At 63.8% G+C, this 14,573-nt stretch carries 11 protein-coding genes and 1 pseudogene; 8 read left to right on the top strand and 4 right to left on the bottom strand.

Features of this window, described 5'->3' with window-relative positions:
- Position 1: 1 nt before the first annotated feature.
- The 5 genes from ACF8K2_RS18815 to ACF8K2_RS18795 all read left to right on the top strand — a co-directional run bounded on the left by ACF8K2_RS18815 (position 2) and on the right by ACF8K2_RS18795 (position 5,046).
- A complete protein-coding gene (locus tag ACF8K2_RS18815) occupies positions 2-1,012 on the top strand; it encodes a polysaccharide deacetylase family protein (RefSeq protein ID WP_264233047.1) in 1,011 nt (336 codons plus the stop codon).
- Positions 1,009-2,313, top strand: coding sequence for a lipopolysaccharide biosynthesis protein (locus ACF8K2_RS18810; protein ID WP_392466828.1), 1,305 nt, complete (start codon positions 1,009-1,011; stop codon positions 2,311-2,313). Before ACF8K2_RS18815 ends, ACF8K2_RS18810 begins: the two co-directional genes overlap by 4 nt.
- A 106-nt stretch (positions 2,314-2,419) precedes the next feature.
- A complete protein-coding gene (locus ACF8K2_RS18805) occupies positions 2,420-3,109 on the top strand; it encodes an N-acetyltransferase (RefSeq protein WP_392466826.1) in 690 nt (229 codons plus the stop codon).
- Between the two features lie 4 nt (positions 3,110-3,113).
- Entirely contained in the window at positions 3,114-4,283 is a 1,170-nt protein-coding gene (locus ACF8K2_RS18800) for a GNAT family N-acetyltransferase (protein ID WP_392466820.1), read from the top strand.
- Positions 4,255-5,046 carry a ChbG/HpnK family deacetylase gene (locus ACF8K2_RS18795; protein WP_368971931.1) on the top strand — a complete coding sequence of 264 codons (792 nt, stop codon included), beginning with the start codon at positions 4,255-4,257 and terminating at the stop codon, positions 5,044-5,046. The genes ACF8K2_RS18800 and ACF8K2_RS18795 overlap by 29 nt, the downstream gene beginning before the upstream one ends.
- A 19-nt stretch (positions 5,047-5,065) precedes the next feature.
- Here ACF8K2_RS18795 and ACF8K2_RS18790 read toward each other — a convergent pair whose 3' ends face one another.
- The gene (locus ACF8K2_RS18790) at positions 5,066-7,300 is read right to left on the bottom strand and encodes a putative bifunctional diguanylate cyclase/phosphodiesterase (RefSeq protein ID WP_392466815.1); all 2,235 of its coding nucleotides are present in this window, start codon (positions 7,298-7,300) and stop codon (positions 5,066-5,068) included.
- 140 nt (positions 7,301-7,440) lie between these two features.
- Here ACF8K2_RS18790 and ACF8K2_RS18785 point away from each other — a divergent pair, with 140 nt between their 5' ends.
- From ACF8K2_RS18785 to ACF8K2_RS18775, 3 genes and pseudogenes are all read left to right on the top strand, one after another.
- Positions 7,441-9,066, top strand: a complete 1,626-nt coding sequence (locus ACF8K2_RS18785) for an NADP-dependent glyceraldehyde-3-phosphate dehydrogenase (protein WP_392466812.1) — start codon at positions 7,441-7,443, stop codon at positions 9,064-9,066.
- Positions 9,067-9,240: 174 nt separating this feature from the next.
- A pseudogene (locus ACF8K2_RS18780) lies at positions 9,241-9,707 on the top strand (VOC family protein).
- A gap of 84 nt (positions 9,708-9,791) precedes the next feature.
- Positions 9,792-10,976, top strand: a complete 1,185-nt coding sequence (locus ACF8K2_RS18775; RefSeq protein ID WP_392466808.1) for a hypothetical protein — start codon at positions 9,792-9,794, stop codon at positions 10,974-10,976.
- A 64-nt stretch (positions 10,977-11,040) separates the two neighbouring features.
- Here the strand turns inward: ACF8K2_RS18775 and yiaY are convergent, their stop codons facing one another.
- From yiaY to ACF8K2_RS18760, 3 genes are all read right to left on the bottom strand, one after another.
- Positions 11,041-12,189 carry an L-threonine dehydrogenase gene (gene yiaY, locus ACF8K2_RS18770; protein ID WP_392466806.1) on the bottom strand — a complete coding sequence of 383 codons (1,149 nt, stop codon included), beginning with the start codon at positions 12,187-12,189 and terminating at the stop codon, positions 11,041-11,043.
- A 129-nt stretch (positions 12,190-12,318) separates the two neighbouring features.
- On the bottom strand, positions 12,319-13,881 hold the full coding sequence (ilvA, locus tag ACF8K2_RS18765) for a threonine ammonia-lyase, biosynthetic (RefSeq protein ID WP_392466801.1): 1,563 nt from the start codon (positions 13,879-13,881) through the stop codon (positions 12,319-12,321).
- Positions 13,882-14,068: 187 nt separating this feature from the next.
- On the bottom strand, positions 14,069-14,500 hold the full coding sequence (locus tag ACF8K2_RS18760; RefSeq protein WP_186554577.1) for a PACE efflux transporter: 432 nt from the start codon (positions 14,498-14,500) through the stop codon (positions 14,069-14,071).
- Positions 14,501-14,573 lie beyond the last annotated feature (73 nt).

The raw sequence follows: 14,573 nt of genomic DNA, 5'->3' as shown, positions 1-14,573 counted from the left end.
CATGCCGATCAAGACCAGTATCAAGCGTGCCAGCGGTTGGCTCTACCTCAATTCTCCCAAGGGCCGCAGCCAGCTGCGCGGTGCCGGGGTGATACTCATGCTGCATCGGGTGCTGGCCGACGACGCCAGCGCCGCGCTGCCCCATCGCAATGAACTGTGCGTCGGCCCCAAGGCCTTCGAGGGCCTGCTGCGCTGGCTGCCGCGGCACTTTGACTGCGTCAGCCTGATGGACCTGCTCAAAGACCACCAAGGCACTCGCGGCAGCGGCCGGCCCAAGGTTGCCCTGACCTTCGACGACGGCTGGCGCGATAACGCCCTGAACGCCTTTCCCTTGCTGCGTAAACATCACATACCGGCGAGCATCTTCCTCTCCACCGATTTCATCGGCAGCCGCCAGCGCTTCTGGTGGGAAAGCGTCGGCGAAACCCTGTGGGGCAGCCATGGCGAAGAGCCGCGTCGGCAACTGATCGAGCGCTTGCGCAAGCTCGGGCGGCCGCTGCCTGCGGCCTACTTCATGAACGACCGGCCCAAAGCGCGCAGCCACGCGCTGGCGCAGTATCTGCAAGGCCTCAAGAGCCTCAATCATCAGGCCTTGCAGTTGCTCACCGACGCCTGCCCGCCAGAGTCCCTGGCCCAGGCCATGGACTGGCAGCAGGTGCGCGAACTGGAAGACTCAGGCCTGGTGCGCTTCGGCCCCCACGGCGCCAGCCATGCGTTGCTGCCGTACCTGGACGACCGCCGTCTGGACGAAGAACTGCAGCGCAGTCACGCCGCCCTCAACCAAGGCTGCCAGCAACCGCTGCCGGTGTACTGCTACCCCAACGGCGACCACGACGAGCGGGTTCGTGCGCGGGTCGCCGCGCACCGCTACCCCTATGCCCTGAGCACCCGCGCCGGGATTTGCCAAGGCTATGACGACCCGTTGGCGTTGCCCCGTATCGGCGTCAGCCAACGCAATGCCAGCCGGCCTTCGCTGCTGGCTTGGCGCATCAGCCGCGGGAGCCGCTCATGAACCGCAACAGCTACCTGCGCCATCTGCTGCTGAGCATGGGCACCAAACTTGCCATGATCGCCCTGCGCCTGGCGCGCAACGTGTTGCTGGCGCGCATCCTCGGCCCCAGCGAGCGCGGTTTGTTCGCCCTGCTCAGCACCCTGCCCGACCTGATCAGCGCCGCCACCAGCGGCGGGCTCAACAGTGCCGTCGGTTACCAGGCGGCCAAGCACCGCGATATGGGCCTGCTGCTGACCCAGGTGTTGATCTATGGCTGCCTGCTGGCCGGGTTGCTGACGCTGGTGTGTGTCGTGCTAGTGCGCCAGTTCGGTGCTGAGCTGGAGATCACCCTGCAGTTGGGCGTGCTCGCCTGGCTGTTGCTGCTGGCAGTGCCCATGACCGTGCTCAAGAGCGGCCTGCTGACCCTGCACAACGCCAGCGGCGGCGTCGGCGCCTTCAATGCCCTGCGTCTGAGCGAATCACTGGCGCCGCTGCTGCTGTTCGTCGGGCTGTACTGGATGTGGCAGGAGCACGCCTTGGAAGCGGCGCTGATCAGCTGGCTGGGCGGTATCGCCCTGGTGTTGGTACTGGGCCTGTGGTGGCTACGGCGGCAACACCCGCTGCACCTGCGCTGGGACCGCAGCGGCCAGCGCGAGCTCCTGAGCTATAGCGCCAAAAGTCATCCGGACCTGTTGTTCCAGCAACTGATCCTGCGCTCGGACTACCTGTTCATCGGCGCGATTCTGGGCAGTACCGCGCTGGGTCACTACGCGATGGCCAGCGCCGCCGCCGAACTGCTGCTGATCATCCCCGAGGCAGTCACCACGCCGCTGATGAAGCGCCTGCTGCAACAAGATGCCGGCATGGACAAGATCACCCCATTGGCCCTGCGCCTGACCGCCACGGTCATGCTCGGCACCTGCCTGGGCATGGCACTGATCGGCCAATGGCTGATCGTGACCCTGTTCGGCGCCGAGTACCAACCCGCCTACCCGGCCCTGCTGGCGCTGCTGCCAGGCCTGCTTGGGCTGTGCTACGCGAGCATCCTGCGCCTGGACCTGCTGGGCAAGAATCGCCCCGGCACGGTGTCGCTGATGATGGGCGCAGGCGCCGCGCTGAACCTGGTGCTCAACCTGATCCTGATTCCCACCTGGGGCATCGTCGGCGCCGCCATGGCCTCCTCGATCGCCTACCTGGCGGTGACCGTGGCCATGCTGGTGCTGTATTGCCGGCTCAGTGGCGTAGCGCTGGGGCAGACCTTGATCGTTCTACCCAGCGACTTCGCCCCGCTGCGCCAGATGCTGCAACGGAGGCCGGCATGAATCTCTCTTCTCTCACTCCACCTCCAAGCGCCAGGGCAGTAGGAGGTCGCCCTGAGCTGGAACGCGTCAACCGACGCATCTCGACCTGCCACAAACAGGAGGCACCATGCGTGCATTGAGCAAAATCCGGGAGCGCATCCAGCGCAAAGGATTGCGCAACACACTGCGAGCCGCGTTCAAGCGATTCGTCTTCTATCATTGGGAATTGCTGTGGATGGAGCGCGACCTGGTCAGCCCCGTCCCTCCCCACCGGCTTAAACCGTACACGCCGCTGCGGGTGGAGCGGATCACGGTGAACAATGTCCAGGCCTTTGCCAAGCATTTCGGCGATCGCGTGGAAGTCATGCGCGAGCTGGCCGCCGAGGGCCACACCGGGCTGATGTTCCTTGACGATGACAACCACACCTGTGCGTTCATCTGGGGCAGCAGCCGGCACTACCACGACCGCCACTTCTACGGGTGCTGGTTCCCGGTGCAAGCAGGCGAATTCTTCGAGTTCGGTGGCGAGCTGATCCGCAAATACTGGGGCACGCGCTTGTCCCTGGATATCCAGTTGGAAATCTGGAAAGCCATGGCCGCGCAAGGCTGCACCAAGGTGGTGGATGTGTGCGAAAGCGACAACATCCCTGCGCTGAAGCTGCATTTGCGTACCGGCTACAAGGAGCAAGGACGAATCATGAACGTGTATTGCCTGTTTGGTCGCTGGAAGTTCTTCCGCGAAACCCGCTACACCGAGTCACGCCTTGAGCCACTGCGCAAACCTGAGCGGGAAACCGTCTCGGCCACGGCGTCGTGAAGCCATGGGCTTGCGCCTGAGCTGGTGCGCCTCGCTGCGCACCCCCGACTTCCCCGCTGCCGACTACGAGGCGCTGCGCCAGCGCCTGGTCGGCAGCACCCCTTTCAACCACCTGGGCTGGCTACGTGCCGCCGAGGCCGCCCTGCAACCTGGGCAATTGCTGCAAGTGCTGCTTGGCTACAAGAACGGCCAGCTCTGCCTGTGCCTGCCGCTGGTGCGCCAGCGCGAAGCATTCGGCCCCATCTCCTTGGCGGTGGTACGCCACCTGGGCTACCCACTGAGTGACCGCATCGCCCTGTTGATCGACCTGCCGGGCAATGCGGCTGGCAAGGTCCTGCGCGCCATTCGCAAGCAGCTGCCACATGCCCTGCTGCAATTGAGCGAAGTGCCCGACGGCGCGGCCGGTGACAACTGGCTGCGGCGCTGGGCCAGCCGCAGCTCGACCTTCGAACGGCGCCTGACCTGCAGCGTGCCGGTGCATCGCATCAGCGACGCCGATCGCCAGGAGGTCAGCGGCGATCCGCGCTACAAACTGCGACGCGCGCGCAAACGCATCGCCGCCTGTGGCGCGCAAGTGCGCCGCGTGATCGCCACCAAGGACACGATCAGCGAGTTGCTCGATGCCATCAGCGCTGTCGAAGCGGCCAGCTGGAAAGGTGACGATGAAGTCGGCATCTTCTCCGGCGAACAGCGCCGCCAGTGGATGTACCAGGCCTTTACCGCCCTGGCTGGCGAAGGCCTGGTGTGCCTGGTCTTGCTGGAACTCGACGGCCGCTGCATCAGTTACCGCCTAGGCCTGCTCGAACGTGGCCGGGTATACGACTACAACCTGGCCTTCGAGCCTGCCCATCGTGACCTGGGCAGTGGCCGGGTGCTGCTCGAAGAATTCATCCACTGGGGCCTGGACGACGGCTGGCAGTGGGTCGACGCCTCCCGCGTCAGCCTGGAAAACTCCAGCCACCAGCTGCACGAACGCCAGACCGAGCAGGTCGACCAGTGGCGCCTGAGCTGCTACAGCTGGCGCCTGGACGGCATCGCCCTGGGCCTGGCGCTGCGCTGCTGGCAGTGGCTCAAGCCGCGCCTGCGCAAGCGCGCCGCCAGCCCCCAGGTCGCGGCCACCCCCAATCCCCCACAGGAGAGTCCGAATGCCATCTCAGGTCATAGTCAACGCTGACGATTTCGGCCTCAGTGCCCATACCAACGCGGTGATCTTGCATGCCTTCCAGGCCGGATTGATCAGTTCGGCGACTGCCATGGCCAACATGCCGGCGTTTGCCGCAGCCTGCGTCCTGGCCCAGCAGCCGGCGCTCAAAGGGCGGATTGGCTTGCATTTCAACCTGACCTACGGCCGGCCGTTAAGCCAGGCCATCTTGGCCGAAGCGCGTTTTTGCGCGCCGCACGGCGAATTCGAACTCAAGCTCAAGCGCCGCACCCTGCGCCTGTCGCGGCGTGAGCGGCTGGCCGTCGAACAGGAGCTCGAAGCCCAGTGGAACCGCTGCCTGGAACATGGGGTGATGCCCAGCCACCTGGACTCGCATCAGCATGTGCACAACATCTGGCCAATCGGCGCGATCGTCGCGCGCTTCGCTCGCAAACAAGGGGTGCCGGTGCGCTTGGCGCGCAACCTGGGGCAGAACATCGGCCCCTTGAAGAAAATCTTCAAGGCGCTGCTCAATCGGCGCTTGCGCCAACTCAGCGGGGCGACGGCGGACTATGTATGCACGCCGCAGGACTTGAAGGCGGGCCTGGCGCCCAAACGGGGCGTACTGGAAATCGTCGCCCATCCCAGCGCACTGGGCGGGCATGACTTTGGTGATGCCTACCTGGCCACCGGCGAGTCGCTCAAGAACCTGATTGACCAGCGGCTGGCGGGGCTACCTCGGGTTGGCTACACCTGCCTGGCTGCTCAGCCTTCGGCGCTCGCTGCGCAGACTTGATAGGCGTCGAGCAGCGATCTCAGCGCGCCGGCCGCCGCTGCTCATGTTGCACCAGCCATGCCTGCAACGCCGCCGCAGGCATCGGCCGGCCCATCAGGTAGCCTTGGCCCTGATTGCACCCGGCATTGCGCAGAAAGTCATACTGCTCCTGGGTTTCGATGCCTTCGGCGGTGATCCTAAAGCCCAGCGCATGGCCCAGGTCGATGATCGCGCGGGCGACGGCCACCGCATCGTCGTCGCCAGGCAAGTCCTTGATGAAGGCGCGGTCGATCTTCAAGTGGTCGATCGGCAGCGAGCGCAGATAGGCCAGCGACGAGTAGCCGGTGCCGAAGTCGTCCACCGCGGTGGCCACGCCCATGGCCTGCAGCTGGGCCAACACCGCGCAGGCCTGTTGCTGGCTTTCCATCAACAGGCTTTCGGTGATTTCCACCTCCAGCAGTTGCGCCGGCAAGTCGTAACGCGCCAGCGCCGTAGCGAGGCTGGTGACATAGTCGCTGCGCTCGATCTGCAAGGCCGCGACGTTAATCGCCAATGGCCCAGGCAAACAGTCTGCGGCGCGCCAGCTAGCCAACTGTGTGCAGGCCAGATCCAGCACCAACTCACCTAGCGGGATGATCAAACCGGTGCGCTCGGCCAACGGGATGAACTCGGCCGGCGACACCAACCCATGCTCGGGGTCACGCCAGCGCAACAGCGCCTCGACCCCCTCCAGCTGACCACTGAACAAATCCACCTTGGGCTGGTACCACAGCTCGAATTCGTTGTCCTGCAGGGCCCGGCGCAGGTTGCGTTCCAACTCCAGCCGCTGCTGCAGGCGCGCGGTCATCTCGGGGTGATACGGGCGCCAGGCATTGCGGCCGCTCTCCTTGGCCACGTACATGGCGGTGTCGGCATGGCGCAGCAGGCTGTCGACACTCTCGCCATGCTGCGGACACCAGGCCAAACCGATGCTGCCGGTGACCAGCGCGGCATTGCCGTTGAGGTCGAACGGCCGTTGCAGGCAACGCAAGATCGCCCGTACCTGATGACTGACCTGGCCCTGGCTGCCTTGGAGCATGAACACGAACTCATCGCCGCCGAGTCGGCATACGCGGTCGGCGCTGTCGAGCTCTTGCAAAAAGCGCGCGGTGGCTTGTTGCAAAAGCAGATCGCCCATGGGGTGGCCGAGGCTGTCATTGACCTGCTTGAAGCCGTCGATATCCAGCATCAACACCGCCAGGCCATTGCCCTTGAGGATGGCAGCGGCCAACTGCTGCTGGAACAGCACGCGATTAGGCAGCCCAGTGATGGTGTCGTAGTGGGCCAGGCGCTCCAGCTGGGCCTGCGACTGGCGCAGTTCGCGGTTGCGCTGCTTGAGCAAACGGTGATTGCGATTGAGCTGGGCGACGAACACGCTGAACAGCCCGGTGCAACTCAAGGCGAACAGGAACAAGGGCGACGCGAACAAGCCCAGCACCGGCCAGCCGGCATGCGGGGCAGCGACCAGCTGCCAGCGACCACCTGGCACTTCCACCGTCTGGCTGAGCAGCGGGTCTTCGAACAGCCGTGCATCGCCCCAGATCAACCCGCCATCGCCGCCTTGGCCATTGGTGCGACGCACGGCCACGTCGATCTCAAGCTCCGGCCCAAGCCCGGCGGCGGCCAGCAGCCGATCGATGTCGGCCACGGTCGAGACGTTGCCCCAGTAGAACTTCACCCCGCGCTTGCCATTGATGAACACCGGGCGCCGATATATCAGCGCCTGGCCGCCCTGATACAGCGTCACCGGCCCGGCAAGCACCGGCTGCATCTGCTCGCGCGCCGATTGCAACAGCGGGAACTGGTCGGCCAGCCGCCGATAGTCCAGGCCCATGATGGCCTGGTTGCCCTTGAGCGGATAGACATCGCTGATCACATCGTCCGGCGCCAGCGACACATGGCGCATGTACGGCACCGATTCCAAGGCTTCGCGCGCCATACCATGGAAGTGCTCGGCACTGATATGGCCATCGGCGGCGATCAGTTGGGCAATGCCCTCGGTTTCGCCAAAGGCTGCGCGCAGTTGCGCTTCCAAGGCGGCCCGCACCCCAGACAAATGTGCAGCAATGGTGGCGACCTGCTCGCTCTGCTCGCGTTGCACGTCCAGCCGGCCAAGCACCAGCGACAAGCTGATGCCAATCACGGCAAAACCCACTGGCAGCAGGCGGTTGGCGCTGCGACGCAGCGAGCCCGCAGCGGCTGGCGGGTCATCAGGGGAAGGGTGGACGGTTCTCATGGGCCCGCGATCGGAGGACGATTGATCCTGTATCGGCGCAGGCTGGCCAATGTTGAGCCAGACTGGTGTTTTTCTTGCGGCGGGTGCATGCTCGGACGCTGAAGCGTTTCACCTAGCCAAACCTGTGAGGTGCAGTAACCATGGACCGTTTGCTCGATTCGCTGTTTCCGACCGCCGAAGAGATCCCCGAAGCCTGGCGCCTCGGCCCGCCACTGGAACAGCGCGATTACCTCGTCAATGGCGAACTCAGACAATGGCACGGGCCCTTGGCTACCGTGCGCAGTCCGGTCTGGCTCAAACAGGGCGATGAAGAGCACCAGGTGATTTTGGGCAGTGCACCGTTGCTCGACGCCGACACCGCCCTCACCGCCCTGGATGCTGCGGTTCAAGCCTATGACAAAGGCCGCGGCAGCTGGCCGAACATGCGCGTGGCCGAGCGCATCCAGCACGTCGAAGCGTTCCTGGCGCGCATGCGCGAACAGCGCAGCGCGGTGGTCAAGCTGCTGATGTGGGAGATTGGCAAGAACCTCAAGGATTCGGAGAAAGAGTTCGACCGCACCTGCGACTACATCGTCGACACCATCAACGCCCTCAAGGATCTGGACCGACGCTCCAGCCGCTTTGAACTCGAACAAGGCACCCTCGGCCAGATCCGCCGTGCGCCGCTAGGCGTGGCGCTGTGCATGGGCCCTTACAACTATCCGCTGAACGAGACCTTCACCACCCTGATCCCGGCGTTGATCATGGGCAATACCGTGGTGTTCAAGCCGGCCAAATTCGGCGTGCTGCTGATCCGGCCACTGCTCGAAGCGTTCCGCGACAGCTTCCCGGCCGGGGTGATCAACGTCATCTATGGTCGCGGCCGGGAGACCGTCAGCGCCTTGATGGCCAGCGGCAAGATCGACGTGTTCGCCTTCATCGGCACCCACAAAGCCGCCAGCGACCTGAAAAAACTCCACCCGCGCCCGCACCGCCTGCGCGCAGCGCTGGGCCTGGACGCCAAGAACCCCGGGATCGTGCTGCCCCATGTGGACCTGGACAACGCCGTCGAGGAAGCAGTGACCGGCGCCCTCTCCTTCAACGGCCAGCGCTGCACCGCGCTGAAGATCCTGTTCGTGCACGAGGATGTGGTCGCGCCGTTCCTGGAGAAATTCCAACGCAAGCTGGCTGCGCTCAAGCCTGGCATGCCCTGGGCACCGGGGGTGGCGCTGACGCCGCTGCCAGAGCAAGGCAAGGTCGACTACCTCAACGCCTTGGTGGAGGATGCCAAGGGCAAGGGCGCGCAGGTACTCAATGAGCATGAAGGCGGCGGCCACAGCCGGGGGTCGTTCTTCTATCCTGCCCTGCTCTACCCGGTCAGCGCCGATATGCGCGTGTATCACGAGGAGCAGTTTGGGCCGGTGGTGCCGGTGGTGCCCTACCGCGACCTTGAGACAGTGATCGAATATGTACTGGATTCCGACTACGGCCAGCAGTTGAGCCTGTTCGGCAATGATCCCCAGACCATCGGCACATTGGTCGACACCTTTGCCAACCAAGTTGGGCGCATCAACATCAATGCGCAGTGCCAACGTGGCCCGGATACCTACCCATTCAACGGCCGCAAGAACAGCGCTGAAGGGACCTTGTCGGTACATGACGCCTTGCGGGTATTCTCGATCCGCACCTTGGTCGCGACCAAGTTCCAGGAGGCTAACAAACAATTGATCAGCGAGATCATCCGTAATCGACAATCGAGCTTCCTGACGACCGACTACATCTTCTAGCCAGACGGTTGCTTATGGGGAATTGGCATTTGCGTTAAGGGGCTAACTGTATAAACATACAGCCTCGTTGTTTATATTGGCCTCATCGCGCGACACCGTCCGTGTAGCAGCGGGCTGGTCCCGCGATAGGCCAGCATGACCCGCCCAATGCTCAAACCCCAAGGAGATAACAAGATGGCAGCCAAACCGATTCCCGAAGGGCAACACAGCATCACCCCCTACCTGGGCATCAAAGACGCCCACCTGGCCATCGAGTTCTACAAAAAGGCCTTCAACGCCCAAGAGATGTTTCGCCTCGACAGCCCAGACGGCCGGGTCGGCCACGCCGAGCTGAAAATCGGCGACTCGTCGCTGATGCTCGCCGAGCCCTGCGGCGAAAGCGGCGGCTTGACCGCCAGCCAATCGGTCAACGGCGTGGCTGTTGGCCTGCACTTGTATGTCGAGGACTGCGACCAGATCTACGCCCAGGCCATCGCCGCTGGCGCTACCCAGGTCAGCCCTTTGCAAGACCAGTTCTACGGCGACCGCAGTGGCACCGTGAAGGACCCGTTCGGCAACCTGTGGTTCGTCTCGACCCATAAGGAAGACCTCTCGGTTGAAGAAATCACGCCCGCGCCGCGAAGATGTTCGGCGCTAACTGAGCCTTGAGCACCAAGCCACAAGCTTCAAGTTGAAAGCGGCGCGGCTTTGCTTGAAGCTTGAGGCTTGTAGCTTGGAGCTGCTTCATGCGAATCATCGAAAAAAACGCCACCCTGGTGCGCAGCCTGACCCCAGCCGAGGAAGAACTGCTGGCCGGTTTTGCCAGCGCCAGCCTCAGCGGCCCCGCTGTGCTACAGGCCAACCAGATGCTGATGAAGGTGCGCAGCGCCAACCAGTGGCTGGCCTGTGATTGCCGCAAGGATGCCTTGCCGGTGCTCAACATCGCCCTCAATGGCGACACCGGTCGGCTGATCCTGCGCAACAACCCCGACACCCCCGAGCATGCCCCCGGCTGCCCGTTCACCAAGGATGAGCGCGAGGCCGACGAGCGCCGCAACGAGACCACCCCGCCACCGGCTTGGCTGGCGCCCGATACGCCGCTGAGGCTGATAGGCGATTTTCGCAAAACCGCAGAAGGCGGCGCGGCTGCAGAGCCTGGCGATAGGCGTGAGCAGCATCATCTGCTGTCGCTACTGCTGACCTGGATCGAGATCAGCGGCCTGAACGTCTATGCCACCCACCTGAAAAAAGACCTCACCGCCCAGTTCGCCGAACTGCGCAGCGTCGCCAGTCGCTACCCCTTGCTCGAACGGGTGCCGGCCAGCAACTACCTGGAAACCCGCCTGGACATGAAGCACATGATGATGCTCAAGTCTCGCCTGCGCGAAGCCACGGTATTTGCCAACCACCGCCGCCACGGCCTGTTGCTCGACTGCGTCGATCAGATCAAGGCACGCAAGCTGTTCAACGCCCGCAGCGAAGATGGCTTCGATTTCCAGGGGCATCACTTGTATTGGGGTGGCAGCCGCACCACTGGGCCACTGCTGGCCTTGGCCCTTTATTCACCGGCCACGGCAGGCAGCCACTTCTATGAGTTGATCCATGTCGCCAGCGTGCCGGTATTGTCGCGCGCGCATCTGTTCCCGGTGTACCGCGATGAAGAGCGCGAACCGCTCAAGGCGCTGGTGTCGTTGATCGACTGGATGGCGAGCAAGGGGGTCAAGGTACTGATGCGCCGGCCGGTGATCGGTGGCCAGGTGATGGATGAACTGGTGCTGACCTCGGATCAGGACCGGGTGCTGTCGGTGTCACTGCTCGAACAACCCGTCGGGCCGGAGCCTGAGACTGAGCACTTCAAGCGCTATGCCGACTTCAAGAGCCTGGAGACGTTCCGCAAGTATGTGGCAGGGTTCTTCATGCGCGAGCGCTGAAGACTGTAGCGCTGCCAATCCCCGGACACGTCACTGGGACGTGTCCGGCGATTGAGCTGAACGATCAGAACGCCGCGCGGAAGATAGCCTCGATCTCTGCCTGGCTGGCCGGCCGCGGATTGGTCAGCCCACACGCATCCTTCAACGCGTTTTCAGCCAGGACCGGCACGTCCTGGACTTTGGCGCCCAACTCCGCCAGCCCCGCGGGAATGCCGATCGCCGCAGCCAGATGCTCGATTGCGCTGATCGCCGCCCCCGCGCCCTGCTGCGCATCCAAGGCACACACCCGCACGCCCATGGCCTTGGCCACATCGCGCAGACGCGCCGCACTGACCTTGGCATTGAAGCGCTGCACGTGCGGTAGCAGCACCGCATTACAGACCCCATGCGGCAAGTCGTAATAGCCGCCGAGCTGATGGGCCATGGCATGGACGTAGCCGAGCGAGGCATTGTTGAACGCCATGCCGGCGAGGAACTGGGCATAGGCCATGTTCTCCCGTGCTTGCAGATCCTTGCCGTCCGCCACCGCCTGGCGCAGGTTGTCGCTGATCAGGCTGATGGCCTTGAGCGCGCAAGCGTCGGTAATCGGGGTTGCCGCTGTCGACACATACGCCTCGATGGCATGGGTCAGGGCGTCCATGCCCGTCGCGGCCGTCAGGCCCTTGGGCATAGCGGCCATCAAGGCTGGGTCGTTGACCGAGAGAATCGGCGTGACGTTGCGGTCGACAATGGCCATTTTCACGTGGCGTGCTTGATCAGTGATGATGCAGAAGCGAGTCATCTCGCTGGCCGTACCGGCAGTGGTATTGATCGCAATCAGCGGCAACTGCGGCTTGCTTGAGCGGTCGACACCCTCGTAATCGCTGATATGCCCGCCATTGGTCGCGCACAGCGCAATGCCCTTGGCGCAGTCGTGGGGTGAGCCGCCACCGAGGGATACCACGCAGTCACAGCGTTCACGCTGGAGCACCGCCAGGCCCGCTTCGACATTGGCGATGCTCGGGTTGGGCTTGGCGCCGTCGAACACCACCGAATCGATGTCACGCATTGCCAGCATCTCGGCGATACGCTGGGCCACGCCAGCCTTCGCCAGCCCTTCGTCGGTGACGATCAATGCCTTGCGCAGGCCATAGCCGGCAATGGCGGTCATCGCCTCCTCCAGGCAATCGATGCCCATGATGTTGACGGCGGGGATGAAGAATGTGCTGCTCATGGGCGGATCCTCGGCAAACTGGGTCTGGCTTGAGGATCGACCTGAATGGCGCGAAGGGTGTTGATCCAGGGCAATGTGTTGTGAGTGACGCGCCCATCGCCGACTTGCCCAGCGATGGGCGCGGTACTTCTAGCCCAAAAACAGCTGATACGCCGGGTTATCCGTCTCATCCCAATAGCGATAGCCCATTTCATCCAACGCCACCGGCAGGCCCGCCAGTTCATCCCCAGGCACTTCCAGCGCGGCAAACACCCGGGCCTCGGCCGCACCATGATTGCGGTAATGGAACAGGCTGATGTTCCAACGCTTGCCCAAGCGCTCCAAAAAGCCCAACAACGCCCCCGGCCGCTCCGGGAACTCAAAGCGCAACACCCGCTCATCCGCCCCAGGCGCGGCATGCCCACCGACGGTGTGACGCACATGCAGCTTGGCCAACTCGTTGTCGGTCAGGTCGAGCACGCTGTAGCCCTGCTCACGCAGGCTGGCCAGCAGCTGTTCGCGCGGGTCGTTCAGCGGATGCGTCTGCACCCCGACGAACAGCCGCGCTTCTTTTCCTGGGTAATAGCGGTAGTTGAACTCGGTGATCTGGCGCTTGCCCAGGGCCTGGCAGAATGCGCGGAAACTGCCTGGCTGCTCCGGGATGGTCACGGCGATGATCGCCTCGCGCTGCTCACCCAGCTCAGCCCGCTCGGCGACATGACGCAGGCGGTCAAAATTGACGTTGGCGCCCGAGTCAATCGCCACCAGGGTCTGCCCCTGCACGCCGTCACGGGCCACGTACTTCTTGATCCCGGCCACCGCCAACGCGCCAGAGGGCTCGGTGATAGAGCGGGTGTCGTCGTAGATGTCCTTGATCGCCGCGCATAGCTCATCGCTGCTGACGGTGATCACTTCATCGACGAAATGTCGGCACAATTCGAAGCAATGGGCGCCGATCTGCGCCACCGCAACGCCATCGGCGAACGTGCCGACCTGCGCCAGGATCACCCGCTCACCGGCAGCAATGGCCGCTTGCAGGCAGTTGGAGTCCTGCGGCTCGACGCCGATCACCTTGACCTCGGGCCGCAGGTATTTGACGTAGGCGGCAATCCCGGCGATCAGGCCGCCGCCACCCACCGGCACGAAGATCGCATCCAGCGCCCCAGGCTGCTGGCGAAGAATCTCCATGGCCACGGTGCCTTGGCCTGCGATCACGTCTGGATCGTCGAACGGCGGCACGAACGTCGCGCCGTGCTCGTCGGCCAGGCGCAGGGCGTGGGCCAGCGCATGGGGAAAGCTTTCGCCATGCAGCACCACATTGCCACCGCGAGAACGCACGCCTTCGATCTTCAGCGTCGGCGTGGTGGTGGGCATGACGATGGTCGCACGCATCCCCAGATGCGCCGCAGCCAGGGCGACCCCCTGGGCGTGGTTGCCCGCCGAGGCGGTGATCACCCCGCGCTCGCGCTGGGCAGTGGTCAGCCGTGATAGCCGGGTGTAGGCACCGCGGATCTTGAACGAGAAGGTTGGCTGCAGGTCTTCACGCTTGAGCAGCACCTGGTTAGCCAAGCTTGCCGACAAGGCGGGGGCGACTTGCAGTGGGGTCTCGATGGCCAGGTCGTACACGGGGGCGGCAAGAATCCGCCGCACCTGCTCCGAAAGCAATTGTTGCGGCGTGGTGGCGGTACGCGGGCTGACACTGAGGCTGGTCATCGATGACTCCTGGCTTTTTTTTGATTTGCCCAGGAGTCAGAGAGAGAAAACCCGCCTCCAGGGCGGGTTCGGTGCACGTACGCGCTAGCCCGCCAATCCGATAATGGCGGTAATAATAATGCTCAGGGCGCGACGTTGCGGGAAGGTATTCATGGGCGCTGACGTTAGCCTGCCTGGGTACGGCAAGTCAACATTTGACGTGCTGGGCCGAGAGCGGCACATCGAACACCTTGTCAAAGCCCCATTGGAACACGAAGGCATAGACGAAGAAGAACACGAACAAGGCCAGGTTGGTCAGCAATGCCTGCCACAGGCTGATGTCGAGCCAGAACGCCACCAGCGGCAGCAGGATCAACACCAGCCCACCCTCGAAGCCCAACGCATGCAGCACCCGGCGCAACAGGGTACGGGTACGCTGCTGCTGACGCGCCTCCCAGCGCTCGAAGGCCCAGTTGTAGCCCATGTTCCAACTCATGGCGATGCCCGACATCAGCACCGACAGCACCGTCGAATGGGCCATGCCTGCGTCGAACATCAACGACAGCGCCGGCGCTACGCAGGCCACGGCGATGACTTCATAGCAGATGGCCTGGACGATCTTGCGGGCCTTGCCTTGCATGGGGGCTTCCTGATGAGAAATGGACAGAAACGGTACGCCGCTCTGGGCGGATCTTCAACCTTTGCAGCATCCG

This window comes from Pseudomonas sp. xss_2 (assembly GCF_043104195.1).
Classification (GTDB): Bacteria; Pseudomonadota; Gammaproteobacteria; order Pseudomonadales; family Pseudomonadaceae; genus Aquipseudomonas; species Aquipseudomonas urmiensis.
Note: the sequence above shows the minus strand (reverse complement) of the source record. Positions and strands in the feature narration are given on the sequence as shown.

What these genes read in the sequence shown, in the direction of transcription:
- ACF8K2_RS18815 (WP_264233047.1), top strand. Translation starts at nt 2, where the DNA reads ATGCCGATCAAGACCAGTATCAAGCGTGCCAGCGGTTGGCTCTACCTC.
- ACF8K2_RS18810 (WP_392466828.1), top strand. Translation starts at nt 1,009, where the DNA reads ATGAACCGCAACAGCTACCTGCGCCATCTGCTGCTGAGCATGGGCACC.
- ACF8K2_RS18805 (WP_392466826.1), top strand. Translation starts at nt 2,420, where the DNA reads ATGCGTGCATTGAGCAAAATCCGGGAGCGCATCCAGCGCAAAGGATTG.
- ACF8K2_RS18800 (WP_392466820.1), top strand. Translation starts at nt 3,114, where the DNA reads ATGGGCTTGCGCCTGAGCTGGTGCGCCTCGCTGCGCACCCCCGACTTC.
- ACF8K2_RS18795 (WP_368971931.1), top strand. Translation starts at nt 4,255, where the DNA reads ATGCCATCTCAGGTCATAGTCAACGCTGACGATTTCGGCCTCAGTGCC.
- ACF8K2_RS18790 (WP_392466815.1), bottom strand. Translation starts at nt 7,300, where the DNA reads ATGAGAACCGTCCACCCTTCCCCTGATGACCCGCCAGCCGCTGCGGGC.
- ACF8K2_RS18785 (WP_392466812.1), top strand. Translation starts at nt 7,441, where the DNA reads ATGGACCGTTTGCTCGATTCGCTGTTTCCGACCGCCGAAGAGATCCCC.
- ACF8K2_RS18775 (WP_392466808.1), top strand. Translation starts at nt 9,792, where the DNA reads ATGCGAATCATCGAAAAAAACGCCACCCTGGTGCGCAGCCTGACCCCA.
- yiaY (WP_392466806.1), bottom strand. Translation starts at nt 12,189, where the DNA reads ATGAGCAGCACATTCTTCATCCCCGCCGTCAACATCATGGGCATCGAT.
- ilvA (WP_392466801.1), bottom strand. Translation starts at nt 13,881, where the DNA reads ATGACCAGCCTCAGTGTCAGCCCGCGTACCGCCACCACGCCGCAACAA.
- ACF8K2_RS18760 (WP_186554577.1), bottom strand. Translation starts at nt 14,500, where the DNA reads ATGCAAGGCAAGGCCCGCAAGATCGTCCAGGCCATCTGCTATGAAGTC.